The organism is Dyella nitratireducens (assembly GCF_014642835.1).
Lineage (GTDB): Bacteria > Pseudomonadota > Gammaproteobacteria > Xanthomonadales > Rhodanobacteraceae > Dyella_B > Dyella_B nitratireducens.
The window spans coordinates 212,950-234,071 of record NZ_BMJA01000006.1 but is presented as its reverse complement, the minus strand read 5'-3'; the positions used below and the strand labels follow the sequence as shown (position 1 = coordinate 234,071).

The 21,122-nt window shown below is 60.4% G+C and carries 19 protein-coding genes; 9 read left to right on the top strand and 10 right to left on the bottom strand.

Annotated elements, in window-relative coordinates; all coding sequences use genetic code 11:
• Positions 1-10 precede the first annotated feature (10 nt).
• Genes IEX75_RS22810 through IEX75_RS22800 form a run of 3 tightly spaced genes read right to left on the bottom strand, consistent with a single transcriptional unit; the run spans position 11 to position 2,417 of the window.
• A complete protein-coding gene (locus tag IEX75_RS22810; RefSeq protein WP_188798122.1) occupies positions 11-301 on the bottom strand; it encodes a hypothetical protein in 291 nt (96 codons plus the stop codon).
• Positions 294-1,802, bottom strand: a complete 1,509-nt coding sequence (locus IEX75_RS22805; RefSeq protein ID WP_188798120.1) for a type I restriction-modification system subunit M — start codon at positions 1,800-1,802, stop codon at positions 294-296. Before IEX75_RS22805 ends, IEX75_RS22810 begins: the two co-directional genes overlap by 8 nt.
• A gap of 15 nt (positions 1,803-1,817) precedes the next feature.
• Complete coding sequence (locus IEX75_RS22800) at positions 1,818-2,417, bottom strand: restriction endonuclease subunit S domain-containing protein (RefSeq protein WP_229721041.1); 600 nt, start codon at positions 2,415-2,417, stop codon at positions 1,818-1,820.
• Between the two features lie 78 nt (positions 2,418-2,495).
• On the opposite strand from IEX75_RS22800, the gene IEX75_RS22795 reads away from it, so the two are divergent.
• From IEX75_RS22795 to IEX75_RS22765, 7 genes are all read left to right on the top strand, one after another.
• The gene (locus IEX75_RS22795; protein WP_188798118.1) at positions 2,496-2,753 is read left to right on the top strand and encodes an XAC0095 family protein; all 258 of its coding nucleotides are present in this window, start codon (positions 2,496-2,498) and stop codon (positions 2,751-2,753) included.
• Between the two features lie 260 nt (positions 2,754-3,013).
• Positions 3,014-4,351, top strand: a complete 1,338-nt coding sequence (locus tag IEX75_RS22790) for an MFS transporter (protein ID WP_188798116.1) — start codon at positions 3,014-3,016, stop codon at positions 4,349-4,351.
• 24 nt (positions 4,352-4,375) lie between these two features.
• Positions 4,376-6,934 carry a nitrite reductase large subunit NirB gene (nirB, locus tag IEX75_RS22785; RefSeq protein ID WP_188798115.1) on the top strand — a complete coding sequence of 853 codons (2,559 nt, stop codon included), beginning with the start codon at positions 4,376-4,378 and terminating at the stop codon, positions 6,932-6,934.
• Positions 6,935-6,938: 4 nt separating this feature from the next.
• Complete coding sequence (nirD, locus tag IEX75_RS22780; RefSeq protein ID WP_188798113.1) at positions 6,939-7,289, top strand: nitrite reductase small subunit NirD; 351 nt, start codon at positions 6,939-6,941, stop codon at positions 7,287-7,289.
• Positions 7,286-8,518 carry an NAD(P)/FAD-dependent oxidoreductase gene (locus IEX75_RS22775; RefSeq protein ID WP_188798111.1) on the top strand — a complete coding sequence of 411 codons (1,233 nt, stop codon included), beginning with the start codon at positions 7,286-7,288 and terminating at the stop codon, positions 8,516-8,518. Before nirD ends, IEX75_RS22775 begins: the two co-directional genes overlap by 4 nt.
• Before the next feature lie 124 nt (positions 8,519-8,642).
• Entirely contained in the window at positions 8,643-11,348 is a 2,706-nt protein-coding gene (locus IEX75_RS22770; protein ID WP_188798109.1) for a nitrate reductase, read from the top strand.
• Between the two features lie 158 nt (positions 11,349-11,506).
• Positions 11,507-12,037 (top strand): REP-associated tyrosine transposase, encoded by a 531-nt coding sequence (locus IEX75_RS22765; RefSeq protein ID WP_188798107.1) that lies wholly within the window; start codon positions 11,507-11,509, stop codon positions 12,035-12,037.
• Positions 12,038-12,067: 30 nt separating this feature from the next.
• Here the strand turns inward: IEX75_RS22765 and IEX75_RS22760 are convergent, their stop codons facing one another.
• The 4 genes from IEX75_RS22760 to IEX75_RS22745 all read right to left on the bottom strand — a co-directional run bounded on the left by IEX75_RS22760 (position 12,068) and on the right by IEX75_RS22745 (position 16,450).
• Positions 12,068-12,901 (bottom strand): uroporphyrinogen-III synthase, encoded by an 834-nt coding sequence (locus tag IEX75_RS22760; protein WP_188798105.1) that lies wholly within the window; start codon positions 12,899-12,901, stop codon positions 12,068-12,070.
• A gap of 76 nt (positions 12,902-12,977) precedes the next feature.
• Positions 12,978-14,366: a siroheme synthase CysG gene (gene cysG / locus IEX75_RS22755; protein WP_188798103.1), complete on the bottom strand. Its 1,389-nt coding sequence runs from the start codon at positions 14,364-14,366 to the stop codon at positions 12,978-12,980.
• A gap of 155 nt (positions 14,367-14,521) precedes the next feature.
• Positions 14,522-15,010 carry a RidA family protein gene (locus IEX75_RS22750; RefSeq protein ID WP_188798101.1) on the bottom strand — a complete coding sequence of 163 codons (489 nt, stop codon included), beginning with the start codon at positions 15,008-15,010 and terminating at the stop codon, positions 14,522-14,524.
• 36 nt (positions 15,011-15,046) lie between these two features.
• Positions 15,047-16,450 carry an aminotransferase-like domain-containing protein gene (locus tag IEX75_RS22745; RefSeq protein WP_188798099.1) on the bottom strand — a complete coding sequence of 468 codons (1,404 nt, stop codon included), beginning with the start codon at positions 16,448-16,450 and terminating at the stop codon, positions 15,047-15,049.
• Positions 16,451-16,604: 154 nt separating this feature from the next.
• Here IEX75_RS22745 and IEX75_RS22740 point away from each other — a divergent pair, with 154 nt between their 5' ends.
• On the top strand, positions 16,605-17,504 hold the full coding sequence (locus IEX75_RS22740; protein ID WP_188798097.1) for a DMT family transporter: 900 nt from the start codon (positions 16,605-16,607) through the stop codon (positions 17,502-17,504).
• Positions 17,505-17,522: 18 nt separating this feature from the next.
• Here the strand turns inward: IEX75_RS22740 and IEX75_RS22735 are convergent, their stop codons facing one another.
• The gene (locus IEX75_RS22735; RefSeq protein ID WP_188798095.1) at positions 17,523-18,347 is read right to left on the bottom strand and encodes an ABC transporter ATP-binding protein; all 825 of its coding nucleotides are present in this window, start codon (positions 18,345-18,347) and stop codon (positions 17,523-17,525) included.
• 79 nt (positions 18,348-18,426) lie between these two features.
• Positions 18,427-18,642, bottom strand: a complete 216-nt coding sequence (locus IEX75_RS22730) for a hypothetical protein (RefSeq protein WP_188798093.1) — start codon at positions 18,640-18,642, stop codon at positions 18,427-18,429.
• An 83-nt stretch (positions 18,643-18,725) separates the two neighbouring features.
• On the opposite strand from IEX75_RS22730, the gene IEX75_RS22725 reads away from it, so the two are divergent.
• The gene (locus tag IEX75_RS22725) at positions 18,726-19,508 is read left to right on the top strand and encodes an SDR family oxidoreductase (RefSeq protein ID WP_188798089.1); all 783 of its coding nucleotides are present in this window, start codon (positions 18,726-18,728) and stop codon (positions 19,506-19,508) included.
• A 145-nt stretch (positions 19,509-19,653) separates the two neighbouring features.
• Here IEX75_RS22725 and IEX75_RS22720 read toward each other — a convergent pair whose 3' ends face one another.
• Positions 19,654-20,598, bottom strand: a complete 945-nt coding sequence (locus IEX75_RS22720) for a DegV family protein (protein WP_188798087.1) — start codon at positions 20,596-20,598, stop codon at positions 19,654-19,656.
• Between the last annotated feature and the right edge of the window lie 524 nt (positions 20,599-21,122).

Sequence of the window (21,122 nt, the reverse complement as noted above, 5' to 3'; positions counted from 1 at the left end):
CCCCATGGTCTCAGATTCCTAGACCTTTTTTGAGGCGGCATGCCGACCATTTCGAGGATGTCCTCGAAATGGTCAAGTCGGGTCCGTTGACCATATCGAGGACATCCTCGAAATGGTTGTCGGCGGGTGCCGGAGAGCTCGATGGGGTTCGTTGGATCACAGCTGTGACGTGGTGACAGGACTGGTACATCGACACGCCGGCCAGTGATTGCTCTGACCATGATGTTTTGCTCGTACTGGCCGCTTGGCGAAGCTCTTCAAAGAAGCGGTGCCTGTCCACTAGGCCTTGTTTCTCATTCATAGCCCAGCTCCTTCAAATACACCGCCATCTGTTCTTCCAACTTGACCAACTCCGCCTTCAACTGCTGGCGCTCCTTGCGCACCGCCATCAGGTCGATCTCTTCCTCTTCTTCGAAGGTATCGACGTAGCGCGGAATATTGAGGTTGTAGTCGTTATCGGCGATGTCTTTCGGGCTGGCGAGGTAGGCGTACTTGTCGACGTTCGTGCGTGCATTGACGGTGTCCTGGATGCGCTGCAGGTCGCTCTCGCGCAGGTAGTTCTGGTTCTTGCCGTCCTGGTAATCGCGGCTGGCGTCGATGAACAGTACGTTGTCGTCCTGTTTCTTTTTGCGGAAGACCAGGATGGCGGCGGGAATGCCGGTGCCGTAGAACAGTTTTTCCGGCAGGCCGATGACCACGTCCAGCAGGTTTTCGTCGATCAGCTGTTGGCGGATGCGGCCTTCGGCAGCGCCGCGGAACAGCACGCCGTGCGGTACGACCACGGCCATGCGCCCGGTCTTGGGCTTCATGGTCTCGATCATGTGCAGGATGAAGGCGTAGTCGCCCTTGGTGCGGGGTGGCACGCCGCGGCGGAAGCGGTGATAGGGATCCTTGTCGGCGTTTTCGTGGCCCCACTTTTCAAGCGAGAACGGCGGATTGGCGACCACGATGTCGAAATGCTTGAGGCCGTTGCCGTCCAGCAGTTTCGGGTTGCGCAGGGTGTCGCCCCATTCGATCTTGTGGTTGTCCTCGCCGTGCAGAAACATGTTCATTTTTGCCATGGCCCAGGTGCCGCCGATGGCTTCCTGGCCGGAGAGCGCGTATTTGCGCGAGCCGGTGTGTTCGCGGATCAGTCGTCCGCATTTCATCAGCAGCGAGCCGGAGCCGCAGGTGGGGTCGCAGATTTCGTCGCCTTCCTTGGGCTCCATCAGGCGCGCGATCAGCGTGGATACTTCGGGTGGCGTGTAGTACTCGCCGGCCTTCTTGCCGGCGCCGGCGGCGAATTTGCTGATCAGGTATTCGTAGGCGTTGCCGATGATGTCGAGCTGGCCGACGCGGTTGGGGCGCAGGTTGAGTTCGGGTTTGATGAAGTCTTCCAGCAGCAGGCGCAGGATGTCGTTTTTCTGTTGTTCCTCGCCCAGCTTGTTGGCGTTGAAGCTGATGTCCTGGAATACGTCGTGCAATTTGCTGACGTTGGCATCTTCGATGGCATGCAGTGCTTTGTCGATGCGCTCGCCGTTGCCGGGCAGGTGGCGCTGCTCGTACAGCGCGTAGAAGTTGGCTTGCGGCGGCAGTACGAAGCGCTCGGTCTTGAGCATTTCCTCGATCAGTTCCGGATGGTCGCCGTATTTGGCCTTGTAGTCGTCGTAGTGGTCCTGCCACATGTCGGAGACGTATTTCAGGAACAACATGGTCAGCACGTATTCCTTGTACACGCTGGCATCCACGGTGCCGCGGAAGGTGTCGCAAGCGGCCCATACGGCGTTGTTGATGGTGTCCTGGCGGATGTCGAGGTTGTTCATGGGTTTTCCGTGGGGTTACGCAAGCAGGCGCTCGGCCAGCAGCGCGAGTTCGGTTTCGCGGTTTTTGATGAGCGTTTCCAGATGGCCGCGCTCGGCGTTTGCGAGGCGGTCCAGTTCGACGGCTGCATGCTGCTGGGCGAGTGGAAGGATGCGGATTGGCGTCTGTTCAAGCACGCCGCGCCGAATGCTGAGCTGGCGGCTTCCTTCCGCCGATTGCCGCAAATAGCGCTGCGCCGGTGGTTGATTCAACTGCCAGGCGAGGAAGGCCGGCAGCAGGCGATCGGGTTGAGTGACGCGGATGATGTAGATATGGGGCGTGCACACCGTACACGGGGGCGGATCGGTGATCAGGCTGGCATAGGTATGTGCGCCGCGGGCGATGAAGAGTACGTCCTGATCGAGCAGCCAGTCCGGCTGCTTGCGGCCGGGCAGTTCGGTGGTCAGCAGATCGGTGCGATGTTTCAGGCCGGTTCGGCTCAAGTCACTGATCTGCACGACATGGACTGAGCCATCAGGCACTTCCGGGATGGCGCCGCGGAAGGGATGTCCGAGGCGGACTTCCGCGACATGGGCCAACGTTGTTTGTGCTTCATTCAACATGATGTAAATAATCATGCTTGACGCTCGCGCGGGCGTCAACTAAATTCGCATCATTATGTATGACGCGTTTTTTTGAAACCAAGAGAGGAAGTCATGGAAGATAACAACGCAGAGCCAGCGCACGGTTATCTGCTGCCCGAGGACGGCTTCCGCGAGCTTTCCAGCATCAGCGTCCATCTAAGGCTGATGGCAGAGATCACCTATGGCATGACCCCCGAAAGCGAAAACGACGGGCGCATCTCCATCAGGCAGGAATTGATGGGGTGGTTTTTCGAGCAGATCGGAATGCAGATCAGTGACGTGTTGGGCACGGCCAAGCCCGCCGTGAAATACGTCCCTCCGCTGCATTGAGTATGTGAGGCGTCACCAGCGACGCCCTCACCTTGCTCCACTTGCTGCACTGCAACGGTGCAAGCAAGCGGCGTTTAGCCCTCCACTGGTGCGCGGAGAAGTGGCCTAACGCGTAATTCCTACGTAAAAACCCCAGGAAAACCGGCAGTTACCCCGCTGGCATGCATGATGCAACGCGTCATGCATAAAGGCCTGCCGATCAGCGTTGTCGCGACGGACGGGTTTGCAGTGCCGGGCAAGTCTTTAGCGTGGGGTAGGGCATGTCGAGCAAAGCTACGCGGATTGAACTGTTTCGTCTGCGCACGCCATCCATGCGTGCGTTTCATTTGAGTTGGCTGGCGTTTTTCGTCTGCTTCTTCGCCTGGTTTGCGGTAGCGCCGTTGATGCCGCTGATCAAGGGCGAGTTTCATTTGAGCCAGGATCAGCTCGCCAACATCAGCATCGCCGCGGTGGCGGTGACCGTGTTTGGACGGCTGATCATCGGTCCGTTGTGCGATCGCTTCGGGCCCCGGCGCACCTATACGTGGCTGTTGCTGATGGGTGCGCTGCCGGTGTTCGGCATTGCCTTTGCGCATAGCTACGCCACGTTTCTGTTCTTTCGCTTGGCTATCGGTGTCGCGGGGGCGGGCTTCGTCATCACGCAGTACCACACCTCCGTGATGTTCGCGCCGAACGTGGTGGGCACCGCCAATGCTGCCGCTGCCGGCTGGGGTAATGCCGGTGGCGGTGTCGCGCAATCGGTGATGCCGTGGCTGCTTGGTGCCGTGATGGCGTTGGGTGTGTCGCACGCCTTGGGTTGGCGTGCGGCGATGTTCGTCCCGGGCGTGTTGATGTTGATCGTGGCGGCTTTGTATTGGCGCTATGCGCAGGATTGCCCGCAGGGCGACTACCGTGATTTGCGCGCGCACGGTGAGCTGCCGGAATCCGGCAAGGCCGGCGGATGGCAGGTGTTCCTTGCCGCGGCGAGGAATTACCGCGTATGGATGCTGTTCGTGACCTATGCGGGTTGCTTCGGCATCGAGCTGTTCGTGCATGGCGTGGCGGCCAGCTACTACGTCGATCGCTTCGGCATGGATTTGCAGCATGCGGGTCTGGCTGCCGGCAGCTTTGGCCTGCTGGCGTTGTTCGCGCGCGCCGTGGGCGGTATCGCATCCGATCGCCTGGCCTTTCGTCACGGCTTGGGTGCACGCAGCTTGCTGCTGTGCGCGCTGATGTTGTGCGAAGGCTTGGGTTTACTTTGGTTCTCCAGCGCACAGGCCGCCAATCTTGCTGTCGTGGCGATGATTGCCTTCGGCTTGTTCACGCATATGGCATGCGGCGCCACGTACGCGTTGGTGCCATTTGTTGATCGCAAGGCACTGGGTGGCGTGGCGGGGATCATCGGTGCCGGCGGCAATGTCGGCGCGGTGGCCGCGGGTTTTCTGCTCAAGAGCACCGGTTCGGTGCCGCACACGTTCGCATTGCTTGGCGGTTTCGTGATCGCCGGCTCCTTGTGCGCGCTGGCAGTGCGTTTTAGCGCCGAGCACACGGCGCGCGAAGAACAGCTTTACCGGGAAGCGATCGGCCAGGATCAGCCGACATCGCAGCTCGCGGCTTAAACGGGGAGGGCGCTGCCTATGACAATGAAACTGCTCGTAATCGGCAACGGCATGGTCGGGCACAAGCTGCTGGAAGAGTTGATGGAACGTCAGCCGCCCGGCCTGGATATCACGGTGTTGTGCGAGGAAGGCCGGCCCGCCTACGACCGCGTGCATCTGTCTGAATTCTTCAGCGGCAAAAGCGCGGAGGATCTCTCGCTGGTCGAGCCGGGCTTCTTCGATCAGCCAGGCATACAGCTGCGTCTGGCCGCGCGTGCCGCGCACATCGATCGCCAGCAGAAGCGCATCACCACTGCCGATGGTGAAGTGCTTACTTACGACAAAGTAGTGTTCGCCACCGGTTCAAAGCCGTTCGTCCCGCCGATTCCGGGCAACGAGCGCGCCGGTTGCTTCGTGTATCGCACCATCGACGATCTGCTCGCGATGCAGGCCTGGGGCATGCATGCCAAGCGTGGCGTGGTCATCGGTGGCGGCCTGCTCGGCCTGGAATGCGCGAAAGCCTTGCGCGATATGGGGCTGGAAACACATGTGGTCGAATTCGCGCCACGCCTGATGGCGGTACAGGTTGACGACATCGGCGGCCAGATACTGCGGCGGAAGATCGAAGAGCTCGGCGTTACCGTGCATACCGGCAAGAGCACGCTGGAAATCGTCGATGGCGACGACACGCACCATCGCATGAAGTTCGCCGACGGCAGCTATCTCGATACCGACATGATCGTGTTCTCCGCCGGTATTCGCCCGCGTGATGAGCTGGCGCGCCAGTGCGAATTGGGCGTCGGTGAACGCGGCGGCATTCACGTCGACAACTATTGCCGCACGCGCGATTGGGACGTCTACGCCATCGGCGAATGCGCGTATTGGGGTGGCAAGACGTTTGGCCTGGTGGCGCCGGGCTACGACATGGCCCGCGTGGTGGCTGCGCATTTATGCGCACTGCTGGAACGCAAGCATGTATTGCAGCTTCCGGAGTTTGTCGGCGCCGACATGTCCACCAAGTTGAAGCTGATGGGTGTGGACGTGGCCAGCCTGGGCGATGCGCATGGCACCACGCCCGGCAGCCGCAGCTATCAGTTCAGCGACGAGCGCCGGCAGGTTTATAAGAAGCTGGTGGTATCCGGCGACGGCAAACAGCTGCTTGGCGGCGTGCTGGTGGGCGATGCCAGCGAATACGGCACGCTGTTGCAGATGATGCTCAACGGCATCGAACTGCCGGCGTCGCCGGAATTCCTGATCCTGCCTACGCCGGATGGCAACGCCAAGCCGGGCCTGGGCGTGGATACGCTGCCGGCTTCTGCGCAAATCTGCTCATGCAACAACGTTTCCAAAGGACAACTTTGCGACGCGGTGTGCGCGGGCGCGACGTCCATCGGCGATTTGAAAACCATCACCAAGGCCGGCACGACCTGCGGCGGCTGCGTACCGTTGGTCACGCAGATCATGAAGGCGGAAATGAAGCGCCAGGGCTTGGCGGTGAACAACCACCTGTGCGAGCACTTCGCTTATTCGCGGCAGGAGCTCTACCACCTGGTTCGCGTCGAGCGTATCAAGCACTTCGACGAACTGCTCGCGCGCCATGGCAAAGGCCTTGGCTGCGATATCTGCAAGCCGGTGGCGGCCAGTATTCTTGCTTCCTGCTGGAACGCGTTCGTGCTGCAGAAAGAGCACGCTTCGCTGCAGGACTCCAACGATTACTTCCTCGCCAATATCCAGAAGGACGGCACGTATTCGGTGGTGCCGCGCATGCCGGGCGGTGAGGTGACACCGGATGGCCTGATCGCCGTGGGTGCGATTGCGAAGAAATACGGTCTCTACACCAAGATCACCGGCGGCCAGCGCGTCGACATGTTCGGTGCACGTCTGGAACAGCTGCCGGTGATCTGGGAGGAGCTGATCACTGCCGGCTTCGAATCCGGCCATGCGTATGGCAAATCGCTGCGCACGGTGAAGTCTTGCGTGGGTTCCACCTGGTGCCGCTACGGCGTGCAGGATTCGGTGGGCACGGCGATTGATCTGGAAAACCGCTACAAAGGCCTGCGTTCACCGCATAAATTGAAGATGGCCGTGTCCGGCTGCACGCGCGAATGCGCCGAAGCGCAGGGCAAGGACGTAGGCGTGATCGCCACCGAAAAGGGTTGGAATTTGTATGTCTGCGGCAACGGCGGCATGAAGCCGCGCCATGCCGAGTTGCTTGCGGGTGATCTCGATACGCCCACGCTCATCAAGTACATCGACCGCTTCCTCATGTTCTACATCCGCACCGCCGATCGCCTGCAGCGCACCAGCGTATGGCGCGACAACCTGGAAGGCGGCCTGGACTACCTCAAGGAGGTCATCGTGCACGACAAGCTGGGCATTGCCGCCGAACTCGAGGCAGAGATGCAGCTTGTCATCGATACCTACGAATGCGAGTGGAAAAAAGCGGTCACCGATCCGCAGACGCGCAAGCGCTTCCAGCACTTCGTCAACAGCCGTGAAGCCGACAACAACGTGGTGTTCGTGCCGGAGCGCGGCCAGATCCGCCCGGCCACCCTGGAAGAAAAACGCAGCCGGCGCATTCCCGCCAGCGTCATGACGGAGTAAAGCGATGGAAGATGTGGTGACGGCGAAAGGCTGGACCCTGGTGTGCGACCTGGATGACATCGTATCCAATACGGGTGTGTGCGCACTCGTGGATGACGAACAAGTGGCTGTGTTCCGCGTCGGCGAGAATGCGCTTTATGCGATCGACAATTTCGATCCGAATGCGAATGCATACGTGCTGTCGCGTGGTTTGATCGGCAGCCTTGGCGAGCGTGTGGTCGTCGCTTCGCCGATCTATAAGCAGCACTTCGATCTGCGCACCGGCGAGTGCCTGGAAGCACCGGAACATTCCGTGCGCGCCTGGCAGGTGACGTTGCAGGGTGATCATGTGCTGCTGGGACAGCCGCTACGATGAGTGCATCGCGGCCCAGGCTGGTCGTCATCGGCAACGGCATGGCCGGCATGCGCACGGTGGAAGAACTTCTGCAGCTCGTGCCCGGCTTGTACGACATCACGGTGTTCGGCGCCGAGCCCTATGGCAATTACAACCGCATCTTGCTCTCGATGCTGTTGAGCGGGGAAAAGAACACCGACGACATCATGCTCAACACGCGGCAGTGGTATGCGGAAAACGGCATCACGCTGCACGCCGGCGATCCGGTGGTCGCCATCGATCGGCATCATCGGCGTGTGCGTTCGCGCAAAGGTGTGGAGGTTGCTTACGACCGCCTGTTGATCGCGACCGGATCGCAGCCGTTCATGCTGCCGCTGCCAGGCGCTGATCTGCCGGGCGTGATTGGTTTTCGAGGCATCGATGATGTCGAGAAGATGCTGCAGGCAGCCAGCACTTACAAACATGCCGCGGTGATCGGCGGTGGCCTGCTTGGCATCGAGGCCGCCAATGGTCTCCTGCGTCGTGGCATGCAGGTGGCCCTGCTTCATCGCATTGAAGTGTTGATGGAACAGCAGCTCAATGCCGATGCGTCGCGCTTGCTGTCGCACAATCTCAAGGGGCGCGGGCTGAATGTGCTGCTGAATGCACAGACGAAGGCGCTGTACGGTGATGGGCGCGTCCAGGGCATCGAATTTGCCGACGGTACACGCATCGATGCCGATCTGGTAGTGATGGCGGTGGGTGTGCGTCCCGATATCGCCTTGGCCAAGTCATGCGGGCTGCACTGCGATCGCGGCATCGTGGTCGACGACACGCTGCAGACCTACGATCCACACATCTATGCTGTGGGCGAATGCGTGCAGCATCGCCGTCTTACCTTCGGCCTGGTGGCGCCGGTATGGGAGCAGGCGCGTGTGTGCGCGTCGCACCTGGCGCGCATGGGGCATCGCCGTTATCGCTTCACCCGCACGGCGACCAAGCTCAAGGTGACGGGCATCGATCTTTATTCGGCCGGCGATTTCATTGGCGGCGAAGGCACTGAGGATCTCGTGCTGCGCGATCCGCGCCGCGGCATCTACAAACGATTGGTGTTGAAGGACAACCAGGTTATTGGCGCCGTGCTGTACGGCGACGTGAAGGATGGGGGGTGGTATTTCGACTTGATCCAGAACGGGACTGACATCACGCCGATTCGTGATCGCCTTTTGTTTGGCAAGCACTATTGCCAACAGGCGGAGGTGGCGGCATGAACCCGTCACGTAGGTTGGGGTGCAAACCCCAACATCGCGAGGCATGGCAGACGACGATGTTGGGGTTTGCACCCCAACCTACACAGCTTCTTTCACTCGGCTGCTTCTTCAAGGGAATGAACGCATGACAGTCGCCACCACCTGCCCCTATTGCGGCGTAGGTTGCGGCGTGTTGGCCCACACCAACATCGACGGCTCCGTACACGTGGAAGGCGACACGCAACACCACGCTAACCATGGCCGTTTGTGCGTAAAGGGTTCAGCCTTGGGCGAAACGGTCGACCTGCGGGGCCGGTTATTGCACCCCATGCTGCGCGGACCGGATGGCACACTTCGGCGCGCAAACTGGAACGACGCGCTGGACCGCGTAGCCGAAGGCTTCCGTCGCGTGATCGATCAGCATGGCCCTGACGCCGTGGCGTTCTATGTGTCAGGCCAGTTGCTCACCGAGGACTACTACGTCGTCAACAAGCTGGCCAAAGGCTATATCGGCACTGCCAATATCGATACCAACTCGCGGCTGTGCATGTCGTCCGCCGTGGCCGGCCACAAGCGCGCATTCGGTGAAGACGTGGTACCGGGCTGTTATGAAGACCTGGAGCAGGCCGAGCTGATCGTGCTGGTGGGTTCCAACACCGCGTGGTGCCATCCCATCGTGTACCAGCGCATCGCCAAGGCAAAGGAAAGCAGTGCACCGCCACGCATCGTGGTGATCGATCCACGGCACACGGCAACCTGCGAATCGGCCGATTTGCATCTGCCGGTGAAGCCAGGTACGGACGTTTGGCTGTTCAATGGCTTGCTGGCGTTTCTGTTTCAGCATGGCGCCATGGACGCGCGTTTCGTGGAGGCGCACACCGAGGGTTTTACGCAGGCGCTGGCTGCAGCGCAGGCAGATGCCGGTGATCCGGCAGAGGTGGCGCGCATCTGCGGCGTGCAACTTGCGGATCTGCTGAACTTCTACCGCTGGTTCGCGCGTTGCGAGCGCACCATCACGCTGTTCTCGCAAGGCGTGAACCAATCCTCCAGCGGTACCGACAAGGTCAACAGCATCATCAACTGTCATTTGCTCACGGGGCGCATCGGCAAGCCGGGCATGGGGCCGTTCTCGCTCACCGGTCAGCCCAATGCGATGGGTGGCCGTGAAGTGGGTGGGCTGGCGAACATGCTGGCGGCGCACATGGAATTGGAAAACCCCGTGCACCGCCAGATCGTGCAATCGTTCTGGCAATCGCCCCGCATCGCCGAGCGTCCGGGGCTGAAAGCGGTAGACCTGTTCGATGCCATCGGCGATGGCAAGGTGAAGGCGTTGTGGATCATGGCCACCAATCCGGTGGTGAGCCTGCCTGATGCAGATCGCGTGAAACGGGCGCTGTCGAAGTGCGAATGGGTGGTGAGTTCCGACATCGTCGCGCAGACCGACACTAACGCGTACGCGCATGCATTGTTGCCCGCGCTGGGCTGGGGCGAGAAGGACGGCACTGTTACCAACTCCGAGCGGCGTATTTCACGCCAGCGGGTATTTATGCCTGCACCGGAGGATGCACGCGCGGACTGGCGCATTGTGTGCGATGTGGCGCAGCGCCTCGGTTTTGCAGCAGGATTTCAGTTTGACGACGTGCATGCGGTGTTTGACGAGCATGCCCGGCTTACGGCCTATCGCAATCACGAAGCACAAGAGGGTGATGCACCTGCTGTGCGGCGTGTGCTCAATCTCGAAGGATTGGCAACGCTGGATCGCCGCGCTTACGACGCGTTAAAGCCGATACAGTGGCCGGTTGCGATGAGCGGGGAAAGCAGCATGCGTTTGTTTGCAAACGGCGGTTTTTCGCATGAAAACGGCCGCGCGCGCTTTGTCGCGACTCCGGCACGCCTGCCGGTGAATGCCACCGATCGCGAGTATCCACTGGTGCTCAACACCGGCCGCGTGCGCGATCAATGGCACACCATGACGCGCACCGGCAAAGCGCCGCGTCTGACCGGGCACATTCCCGAGCCGTTCGTCGACATGCATCCACACGACGCGCTTCGTTGCGGTGTGCGCGAGGGTGAGCTGGCGCGCGTGCAATCGCGTTGGGGTGGCATGGTGGCGCGCGTGAAGCACAGTGGCGGCATTCTTGCCGGCAATGTGTTCGTGCCGATTCATTGGAACGATCAATTCGCTTCCGACGCGCGCGTGGGCAGCCTGGTCAATCCGGTGGTCGATCCGGTTTCCGGTGAGCCGGAGTTCAAGCACACGCCGGTGAACGTGGAACCTTTCCCCGTGCGTTGGCATGGTTTTGCGCTCAGCCGTCAGCTGCTGGCGCCGGATGGTTTGAGCTATTGGACGTCCATCCAGGGCGATCGCTTCCGCCGTTACGAGATCGCGCATCGTGAACGGCCATCCGAATGCAGCGCCTGGGCGCGTGCGTGGCTGGGTGTAAGTGATCCGGATGCGGATTGGCTCGAATACGAAGATCGCAGCACAGGCGTGTATCGCGCCGCACACTTGATCGACGATCGTATCGAGTCCTGCGTGTTTCTTTCCTCACGTCCCGATCTGCCGTCGCGGCATTGGCTTGCCGGCTTGTTCTTGCGCGAGACGTTGGACGAAGCGGATCGCGTGGCGCTGTTGATCGGTGAGCCGGCTGATCCTGGCGCGTCGACGGGGCCAACGGTGTGTTCATGCTTTGGTGTCGGGCGCAATACGATTTGTGATGCGATCCGCACCCACGGGTTGGAGACGCCGACGCAGATTACGTTGCGCTTGCGCGCAGGGGGTAATTGCGGTTCGTGCGTGCCGGAGTTGCGGCAGTTGATCGCAGAGGTGCGAGCGGAAGCAAATGCGTAATCCTGAGTGAAGTTCAAGTAGGTTGGGGTGCAAACCCCAACACCATCAGGTCCGCGAGAGCGTTGAACGCTGACAGATACGGAAGGCCGCTTCTGCTTACCGCCGTCCACGCGGCGGCGTACGTTGGGATAAGCAAAGCGAGCCACCAGTGGTATTCCATGCGTTACCGACGAGCGATCATGACTGGCGGGACGTATTTCTTCACGGTCAATCTTGCCGATCGTGCTAGCGCCCTACTCGTAGAGCGTGTTGATCTCTTGCGTGAGGCTGTAAGAACAGTTAAACAGCGCCATCCGTTTGGTATTTTAGCCTGGGTGGTTCTTCCAGAGCATATGCACACCATCTGGAGTATGCCTGACCATGATGCCGACTTTTCAAGACGCTGGATGTTGATTAAGCAGCGCTTCTCATGGGCAATCGAGCAGAGAGAAACGATCAGCACTTCGCGACGGAACAAAAGCGAACGGGGCATCTGGCAGCGCCGATTCTGGGAACATCTCATCAGAGACGAGCATGACTTAGCATGTCACTTGGATTACGTTCACATTAATCCGGTCAAACATGGATACGTAACGCGTGCCAGTGATTGGCCGTATTCGTCCATACATAGATATATCAGGCAGGGGATGCTCGCTGCAGATTGGGCTTGTGAGCCGGATGTCGCAGTGCGGCGTGGTGAGAGGTTCTGATGTTGGGGTTTGCACCCCAACCTACATTGCTTACGGCAAGTTTGAAGATAGCCGTTCGATCAATGCCTGCGTCAATGGTTTCAGGTAATAACTTTCTTCCGGCACTACCTGCGGCTCAACGCCGTGCGCGCGCAGCGAATCAGCCACTACAGGACCGATGGCAGCTACCAGCGTTCGTGCCAACGCCTGCTTCAGTCGACCGGCTTCCACCAGCCGAAACAACCGCTCCACTTGCTGCAAGCTGGTAAAGGCGATCGCATCGACCTGGCCTTGCTGCATTGCTTCAATCAGTGCCATCACTTCGGCGTCTGCCGCGGCATCGGCATACACATATGGCCATACCGGCAGCACCTTGGCACCGGCAGCAGCGAGGAAATCCATCAGCGGTGCATTCGGCTCCGTGCCATAAAGCTGCACACCGACGCGGCGTCCCTTTAGGTCCAGCGTTTGCAGCAGGACGATCATCCCTGGTGTCGTAGCAGGATCGGCAACCAGCGTGGGCTTCAAGCCAAGTTCCCGCAACACGCGTCCCGGTTTGGGGCCGCGTGCGATGGTGCGCACGGTGCCGAGCCGTGCGATGAAGCTGCCGCGCAGTTCCGGCGCGTGATGGTCGATCAGGCTCAGCAGGCGCCGCACGCCTTCGCCCGTGAACAGCAGTAGATCGTCGCAACCGCCAGCACAGAACACGTGTAGCCAGTCGAGTATAGGTCCTGGGTTCGGTGTGTCGCGAATATCGACGAGCGGGCAGCGCAGAACGGAAGCGCCACGGCGTTCCAGTAGTGACGCGAACATATCCAGCTCGCGCGACTCGGGAATGGCGATGCGGCGGTTTTGCAGGGGACGTTCCGAGTCAAAGTCAGTCATGCGAGGAATCCGCGTAGGTTGGGTTAGCGCAGCGTAACCCAACATATTCGAGGTGACATCGTTGGGTTACGCTGCGCTAACCCAACCTACCGAACCATGCATGTTCATTCGCCATCGCAGCGACTTCCCCAACGATCAGCAACGCCGGCGGATGAATGGCATGCTCCTTGGCGTGCGCAGGTAATTCCTGCAAGACACCGCGCACGACCCGCTGTTGCGGCAGCGTACCGTTCTCAATGATGACGAACGGCGTATCCGGCCGCCGGCCGTGTTCCAGCAGGCGCTGGGTGAATTCGTCGAGCCTGGCCACACCCATATAGACGGCTAAAGTCTGGTGGTCCTGCGCCAGCGCCGGCCAATCCATCGCATCCAGCGACTCTTTGCCGTGCCCCGTAAGCAAATGTACGGAGCGTGCGTGCCCGCGATGCGTCAGCGGAACGCCCGCATACGCTGCGCACGCCACGGCGGCAGTGACCCCTGGAACGATTTCAAACGCAATGCCGTGCTGGTGCAGGAATTCCATCTCCTCGCCGCCGCGCCCGAACACGAAGGGATCGCCGCCTTTCAACCTCACCACAAGGCGGCCTGCCTGTGCCTGTTCGAGCAACAGCTGGTGAATCTGTTCCTGCTGCGTATGACGCCCACCACAACGCTTGCCGACGTCGATCCGCTCGGCATCACGGCGCGCCAGCGCGAGCACGGGTTCGCTGACCAGCGAGTCGTGCAGGATCACATCAGCCTGGTTGAGTGCACGCAGTGCACGTAGTGTGAGCAAGCCGGGATCGCCGGGGCCGGCGCCGACCAGCAGCACCGAACCTTTGCGCGAGGCGGGTTCTTTTGCATCGAGTGCTTCCAGCAAAACGCGTTCGGCTTCATCGGGGCGCGCGTTACGTAACAGGTTCATCACTGGGCCATCGTGCAGCCAGTCGTAGAACGCGCGGCGTTCCGCCAGGTCCGGCCATCGCTGCGTGATGCGTGTGCGGTACCGCTGCGCCAGAGCAGTGAGCGGGCCCAGCGCATGATCGAGTTCGGTTTCCAAGGTTTCGCGCACGCGCCGGGCAATCACGGGGGCCGCACCACCGGTAGAAATGGCTACCGTCAGGGGTGTGCGATCTACCATGGCCGGGACTTGGAAGCGTGACAGGGCGGGCGCATCTACGACGTTCGCCAAAATGCGCCGTGCTTCCGCGTTCGCGGCAACGTCGGCGTTCAATGCGTGATCGTCCGTGGCAGCAATGACCAGCCATACATCGTCCAGCCAGGCCGGTTGAAATGCGCCGGGGAGATGTTCGATTTTGTTTTCTTCGACCTGTTGCATCAGGGCAGGCGTAAGTGACGGTGCGCCGACGCGAACCTTTGCACCAGCCGAAAGCAGCGCGGCAGTTTTGCGTTCCGCGACGTGACCGCCGCCCACGACGAGTACGGGCAAGCCGGTCAGGTCGGCGAATAATGGATAGAGCCCCATGATGCGTTTTTCTCGGTGCGCAAACGTGTGTCTACTGTAATGCGTAAGTACGCGCGTGACTTGCGACGAACGGCCATAAGAGGACTCACGTTTTCTCGCAAGATTGTCTCCTCATCCCAACCCTCTCCCCAGAGGGGAGAGGGTTGGGGTCTGACTTACGGCCGCACCGCCGTCACTTCGATCTCCACCCGGAATCCCGGATTCGCCAGCCCCGCCACCTGAATCGCCGAACGTGCCGGCAGCTTGGGTTGCTCCTTGGTGCCGAAGAACTGCGTATAGCCGGCCATGAAACCTGCGAAATCCATACGGCCGCCATGCGCTTCGTCGCCGACCAGGAACGCATGCATTTTTACGATGTCGCCCATGTCCATATGCATGCTCTGCAATTGCTTCTGGATGGCGGTGAGCACGCCGATGGTCTGGGTCTTGGTGTCGCCATAGGCGGCTACGGAATCTTTCGGTGCCTTGGCATCGACCACTGGCGGCACCGTGCCACTAAGGAAAACGATCGATTTACCGGCAGGTACTTCCACGGCGGCGGAAATGGGGAAGTTGCTGTTGGGCAATTTGTAGCGGATCGTATCCTGCGCATATGCGAAGGCCGGTGTCGTGAGTAGCAATGCAAGCAAGGCCGCTTTCTGCATGGTGGTTCCTCCAGTGGGTGAGGGAGCATGCGAGGCTCACGCAACGTGTTTGGCCGCTAGCTGACCCAACCGCCGCAACGCGTGATCCAACGCTTTGCTCCACGGTAATCCGCAACTCAAGCGCAGGCAATCGGTGTACTCGCCACGGCTGGAAAACAGCGTACCCGGCGCGGTGCCGATGCCCTCGCGCAATGCGGCATCAAACAGAGCCTGCGCATTCATGCCGGGCAGTTGCAGCCACAGCGAAAGGCCGCCACGCGGCGTGCATGCACGTGTTGACGCGGGCCAATCATGTGCCACGGCCTGATGCATGCGCTGCGCGTTATCAGCCAGCGCACGGCAAAGTTGACGCAAGTGACGCTGCAGGTCGTGGCGCTGCAGATAATCGGCTAATGCCAGTTGCGGCAGGCTGGCGCTGCCCACGGTGGAAAAATACTTGGTGCGCAACAGCGCGTCGGTCCAATCACTACCTACCAGCCAGCCGACACGCAGGCCAGGTGCGAGGATCTTGGAGTACGAGCCGCAGGTGATCACATTGCCATGCCGGTCCCAGCGTCGTAGCGGTGACGGCCGTTGTCCGGACCATGCCAGTTCGCCGTAGATATCGTCTTCGATGACAACGGTTTTGTGGCGTGCACAACTCTTTAATAGGGCTTGCTTGTCGTGGTCGCTGGTTAAGCTGCCGAGCGGGTTGTTGAAGTTGGGGACCAGCACCGCTGCGCGAACCGTGTTCTGCTGCAGAAGCTGCTCCAGTCGTGCCACGTCGATGCCGCGGTCAGGCAGATTGGGTACTTCCAGCACCTTGAGCTTCAACGCAGCAACGGCCTGCAGAATGCCGTGATAGGTGGGTGATTCCACCAGCACGACGTCACCGGCCTGGGTGAGGGTGCGCAAGGCCAGGCTGATCGCTTCCATCGCGCCGGCCGTGATCACGATCTCTTCCGGCGAAACAGTTACGCCCACTTGCGCGTAACGTTGCGCGATCAATCTACGTAGTGTGAGATGGCCTTGCGGTGGTGCGTAATCCAGTGCGGCGCCTGGCGTGTGACGCAGACAGCGTGAAAGCGATGCCGTGAGTGCTGCTTGCGGCAGCAAGGCAGATGATGGCGTGGCGCTGTGCAGGGGCAATAAATCGCTGCGCGCAAGCATATCCAGCACGTCCTGCAGCATGGGGTTGCTGACGGTGCCGGGCGTGCGTCGACGCGTGGGGCGCGTGGCAGGTAATGGCGGCGTCGCTGCGCGTACGAAATAGCCGGACCGTGGTCGTGCCTGCGCCAATCCTTCGCGCTCCAGTTCCAGGCAAGCTTGTACCGCCGTGGCGATGCTGACGCCGTGACTGTGCGCCAGCTGGCGGATCGAGGGCAGGCGTTCGCCCGCGCGCAGGCTGCCTTGGGCGATCTGTGTGCGCAGTTGGTTGGCGAGGCGCTCATAAAGCAGCATGGCTGGTTTCAACTGTACTGGTCGATATCGATACTAACTGAATCTGTATCGGTTGGGCGTAGGGGCGTAGGTTGGGGTGCAAACCCCAGCATCCGGATGTATGAGCGTGACGACGTTGGGGTTTGCACCCCAACCTACGTGTCATGGCGGAACTATGCTCGAACAGAACAACCATCGCGCCCTTATCCAACTTCTCATCGCCGAATGCCTGATCGGCTCCGTGGGCGTCTTCGTCCACGAAAGCGGCCAGGATGCGGTCACGGCGGTGTTCTACCGCTGTCTGTTCGGCGGCCTGTTTCTGCTGGTGTGGGGTGTGGCGCGTGGCCATCTGCATGGCGTGCTGCAGGATCGCGTGCTGATTCGCGGTGCCATCCTCAGCGGTATCTTGCTGGTGTTGAACTGGGTATGCCTGTTTGCGGGCATGGCGCGTTCGTCGATCGGCGTGGCGACGATGGTGTATCACTTCTTTCCGTTTGTGATGCTGATTCTTGCGGCGCTGGTGCAAGGCGAGCGCACGCGACCGATGGACCTGATGTGGACCTTGCTTGGCTTTATCGGCGTAGCCTGTGCCGCTGATCCAGTGCGGATATGGCGCAACGTCGATGCGTCCTATCTGGTGGGTATCGCGCTGACGTTCCTGGCTGCCCTATTATGCGGTGCATCGCTGCTGATGTCGCGCAAGGTGGGCAAGCAGCGTCCGTTTGCGCTGGTCATGATCCAGTGCTGGGTAGGCGTACTCATGCTGGGATGGTTTTCCAGTGCCTCTGTGCTGCATTGGGGTATGCACTGGTTGTGGCTGGTGGGATTGGGTGTGATCCACAGCGGCATCGTGTACGTGCTGTTCTATTCGTCATACCCACGCTTGCCCGTCGTGACGATTGCAGTGATGGCGTTCGTGTATCCGCTGGTGACGCTGTTGCTTGATTATGTGTTGTACGGCCATCGGCTGGCCGCTGTGCAGATGATGGGGTTGGCGCTGATCCTGCTTGGCACGCTGGGCGTCAATTTGAAATGGACACTAGGCCTTGTGCGCGAAAGTAAGGCATGCGCATAACCTCAATGGCCCAACGGCTCAGCCAACACTGGCGTGGTAGTAGTCGCCTTGCTTTTCTACGCGCATCGGCATGCCGAATGCCTCCGTCAATGCTTCGCTGGTCAGTACGCGGCCCTTGCTGCCGTTGCGCAATAGTTGGCCTTCGCGCAGCACCACCACGTGGTCGATCTCCGGCAGAATCTCTTCCACATGATGTGTCACCAGCAGCAGGGTCACGCCATGCTGGGCGAGCTGTCGCAGGCTTTCGAGAAAGCGTCGGCGGCTGGCCGGATCGAGTCCGGTGCAAGGTTCGTCCAGCAGCAGCGCGCGCGGTTTATGCACCAGCGCCCGCGCGATCAGCACACGGCGTGCTTCGCCGGTAGAAAGGCTGGCCATCTCGCGGCCGATGAGTTGCGAGGCTTGTACTTGCGCCAGTGCATCCAGTGCATGCTGTCGCATGGTGTCGGTGACTTCGTGATTCACCCACAGCCCGCGTGCGGCGAAGAAGCTGGAGACGACCGCATCGAACACCTCCAGCGGTGCATCCTCGTTGGTGTAGTCGCCTTGCACGGCGGGCGAAACAATGCCGATCAGGCTGCGCAGCTCGGTGACGCTCCAGCGGTCGCGCCCGAATACCTTGATCGCTGGCCTATCGTCTTCGCGCGCCAGCGGATAGATCTGCCGCGCGATCAGTCGGATCAAGGTGGATTTGCCGGAGCCGTTGGCGCCGAGGATGGCAGTGTGCTGGCCGGCGGCGAGTCGCAGGCTGAACCGGTCCAGGATCAGGCGTTCGCCGCGCAGCACGCTGGCTTCATGGATGTCCAGCAGGGGAATGGATTCGGAGTGGGTGGTATCGGGACTCATGCCCGAACCTTGCCTGCAACGTGTAACGATGGCAAGCGTGGACGTACAGACGTCCAGATGGCTGAACGTACGAAGCAGCTTATTGCGTCTGCTGTTCGATCTGCTTGTCCTGGTCGGCGGCGTGCTGGTTGACGACCTTCTGCACGTCCTTCGCGCGCTGTTCGTCCTGTTTCATGGCATCCCAGGGAGCGCTCGGTTGCGCGGCGCTGGACTTGGGGTCGGATTGCGGCGCGGGTGGTTTGCCGCTGCAGGCTCCCAGGGCCAGTAGGCAAAGCAGTGCGATAGCGTTTTTCATGAGATGGCCCCGATCAACATGGATACAGTGTCCTGCCAGTGGACGCTTCGGACAAGCCATGCCGTTCATGTAAGCTGCGCCTCATGAACAGCCGTATTGATGCTTGGCAACTGCAAGATCACACCGTACTCATCACCGGCGCCAGCAAGGGCATCGGCTACGCCACCGCGCGTGAGCTGGCCGGATTGGGTGCTGACCTGTTGCTGGTAGCGCGCGACGATGACTACCTGGAACAGGTGCGCGTGGAGCTGACGGACGATTTTCCCGGTATCGAGGTGTTGGCATTCGCCGCTGACGTGAGTGTGACGGAGGACCGCCTGGCCGTGTTCGACTGGGTGGCGGATTTGGAAACGCCGCTGTCGCTGCTCGTCAACAATGCCGGCGGGAATAGCCCCAAGGCCACGCTCGATTACAGCGAGGCCGACTACCGCGCGATCTTCGAACAGAATCTGTTTTCGGCGTATGAGATGTGCCGCCTCGCCCATCCGCATCTCATCCAGCATGCGCACGCGGCGATTGTCAATGTGGGATCGGTGTCCGGCATCACGCATGTGCGCACCGGCTCGCCCTATGGCATGAGCAAGGCGGCGCTGCACCAACTCACGCGCAATCTGGCGGCGGAATGGGCGGTAGATGGCATCCGCGTCAATGCAGTGGCGCCCTGGTACATCCGCACCCAACGTTCGGAGCCTGCGTTAGCGGATTCCGATTATCTCGATGAAGTGCTGGATCACACGCCGCTGCGGCGCATCGGCGAACCGGAGGAAGTGGCGGCGGCCATTGCGTTCCTATGCTTGCCGGCGGCCAGTTACATCACCGGCCAAGTGCTGGCGGTGGATGGCGGATTTCTCCATTACGGGTTCTGAGTACTTTTCCACAGCGATTGGGGAAACCTTGGTGGCAACCCTGTGGACAAGTCTTCACGAGGCTTACGCGACATAGGCTTGCACGACATTGTGCAAATTTTGCTCAGCAGTAGCTGTGTTTGGCGCGGACGTAGGTTTTGCAGCATCAGAATTCGACCTGGTGCTCTTCTGCCGCAAAGCCGATCGTCACCGCGCCTTCGCCCACGTTGACCATGCCGGTGATGCTCATCGGTGCCTGCATCAGGGTGACGCCGCACTCTTCGCAGGCTTGCGCCAGCTTGTCGTAACCCGGCAGCTTCGGCAGTTCGCTGAGATCGCCGCCGTAACCGGTGCACATGACCGGCACCAGCAAGCCGGCACGCACACGGTCAGCAGCATACGCAAACAGCGTTTCGCAGCCATGTTCCCAGCCACGCACTTTGCCGACCGGCGTCGTATCGCCACGGTAGCCGCGAATCAGCGGCTTGATGTCCAGGGTGGAGCCGAGCACGGCACTCAACAGGCCCACGCTGCGATCGCCTTTCTTTTTGGCGCGGGCGCGCAGGTAATACAGGTCGCGTGGCAGCATGTAGCCGTAGGAATTCTCGGCGATATACGCCAGCCGCTCGCGGATCGCGGCCGGCGTTTCATTGGCCTGCATCAGGCGTACCGCTTCGACGATGCATGGTGCGGAACCGGCGAACAGGCTGCGCGTATCCAGCACACGCATCAAAAAAGGACCAGTGACGCCGGCCGGTTCGCGCACTTTGCGGTAGTTCTTCAGCACCGCAAAGCTGGCCTTCACCACGTTGTCGTAGATGGGGCTGCGCGTGGGCGTGATGGTGAGGCAGAACACGCAATCCTTTTCCAGCACCAGCTTGTCGAGAAACAGCTTCTGCACATCTTCCACAGAACACGGCTCGGTCTCCGCCGAGTGGCTGCGGCTGCCCAGTTTGAGGTTGAAGAAACGCTCGATTTCAGCGGGATCGCGGTTGTCCTTGAAGACGGCTTCGTCGATGCGTACCGCGATGGGCATGACGGCAATGTCGTGCTGTTGCAAAAACTCCCGCGGCAGATCGCAGGATGCATCGATAGCCAACCCCATGCGCATGTGCCAGTACCCCTTTGTTCAACGTGTTATTCAACGTGCGGCACGAACATAGCACGCAGTTTCAAAAGCGCATTGCCGCGGTGCGCCAAGCAATATGTCACGGTCTTCTTTGCACACGTCATGCACGTGCGATGCCTGGATGCATGCGGCTGTGTGCGGATGACGAAACGCGCGCCGTGCGAATGGCAGGCCGTGATCAACAGCCTTGGCACGCATAACCTGTGCCAGAGAGCGATTTCTTGTGACTAATTCTTGCGATTGATGCCGCTGCTGGCGGCCGTGGCTTCGTTTGTCTTGCTAAATCATGCGTTTATCGTCAGATATACGTCAGTAACTGATGTGTTTATCTTTTCTAATAATTGTTTAAAAACATACAGTTAATATAAAAATACCACGCGCCACTCTTCAGGTTGGTGGCGTAAGAAGTTATGAAATATTGCTAAGAAATTGTTGACACCCATCCAAGCGGTAACGTAAGTTCTTGCCAAAAGGGCAGCGGCTTGCATGGATTGCAATCGATGCGG

Excerpts from the sequence above, each read along its gene's own strand:
- IEX75_RS22810 (WP_188798122.1), bottom strand. The coding sequence starts at position 301 with ATGAATGAGAAACAAGGCCTAGTGGACAGGCACCGCTTCTTTGAAGAG.
- IEX75_RS22805 (WP_188798120.1), bottom strand. The coding sequence starts at position 1,802 with ATGAACAACCTCGACATCCGCCAGGACACCATCAACAACGCCGTATGG.
- IEX75_RS22800 (WP_229721041.1), bottom strand. The coding sequence starts at position 2,417 with ATGATTATTTACATCATGTTGAATGAAGCACAAACAACGTTGGCCCAT.
- IEX75_RS22795 (WP_188798118.1), top strand. The coding sequence starts at position 2,496 with ATGGAAGATAACAACGCAGAGCCAGCGCACGGTTATCTGCTGCCCGAG.
- IEX75_RS22790 (WP_188798116.1), top strand. The coding sequence starts at position 3,014 with ATGTCGAGCAAAGCTACGCGGATTGAACTGTTTCGTCTGCGCACGCCA.
- nirB (WP_188798115.1), top strand. The coding sequence starts at position 4,376 with ATGAAACTGCTCGTAATCGGCAACGGCATGGTCGGGCACAAGCTGCTG.
- nirD (WP_188798113.1), top strand. The coding sequence starts at position 6,939 with ATGGAAGATGTGGTGACGGCGAAAGGCTGGACCCTGGTGTGCGACCTG.
- IEX75_RS22775 (WP_188798111.1), top strand. The coding sequence starts at position 7,286 with ATGAGTGCATCGCGGCCCAGGCTGGTCGTCATCGGCAACGGCATGGCC.
- IEX75_RS22770 (WP_188798109.1), top strand. The coding sequence starts at position 8,643 with ATGACAGTCGCCACCACCTGCCCCTATTGCGGCGTAGGTTGCGGCGTG.
- IEX75_RS22765 (WP_188798107.1), top strand. The coding sequence starts at position 11,507 with ATGCGTTACCGACGAGCGATCATGACTGGCGGGACGTATTTCTTCACG.
- IEX75_RS22760 (WP_188798105.1), bottom strand. The coding sequence starts at position 12,901 with ATGACTGACTTTGACTCGGAACGTCCCCTGCAAAACCGCCGCATCGCC.
- cysG (WP_188798103.1), bottom strand. The coding sequence starts at position 14,366 with ATGGGGCTCTATCCATTATTCGCCGACCTGACCGGCTTGCCCGTACTC.
- IEX75_RS22750 (WP_188798101.1), bottom strand. The coding sequence starts at position 15,010 with ATGCAGAAAGCGGCCTTGCTTGCATTGCTACTCACGACACCGGCCTTC.
- IEX75_RS22745 (WP_188798099.1), bottom strand. The coding sequence starts at position 16,450 with ATGCTGCTTTATGAGCGCCTCGCCAACCAACTGCGCACACAGATCGCC.
- IEX75_RS22740 (WP_188798097.1), top strand. The coding sequence starts at position 16,605 with ATGCTCGAACAGAACAACCATCGCGCCCTTATCCAACTTCTCATCGCC.
- IEX75_RS22735 (WP_188798095.1), bottom strand. The coding sequence starts at position 18,347 with ATGAGTCCCGATACCACCCACTCCGAATCCATTCCCCTGCTGGACATC.
- IEX75_RS22730 (WP_188798093.1), bottom strand. The coding sequence starts at position 18,642 with ATGAAAAACGCTATCGCACTGCTTTGCCTACTGGCCCTGGGAGCCTGC.
- IEX75_RS22725 (WP_188798089.1), top strand. The coding sequence starts at position 18,726 with ATGAACAGCCGTATTGATGCTTGGCAACTGCAAGATCACACCGTACTC.
- IEX75_RS22720 (WP_188798087.1), bottom strand. The coding sequence starts at position 20,598 with ATGCGCATGGGGTTGGCTATCGATGCATCCTGCGATCTGCCGCGGGAG.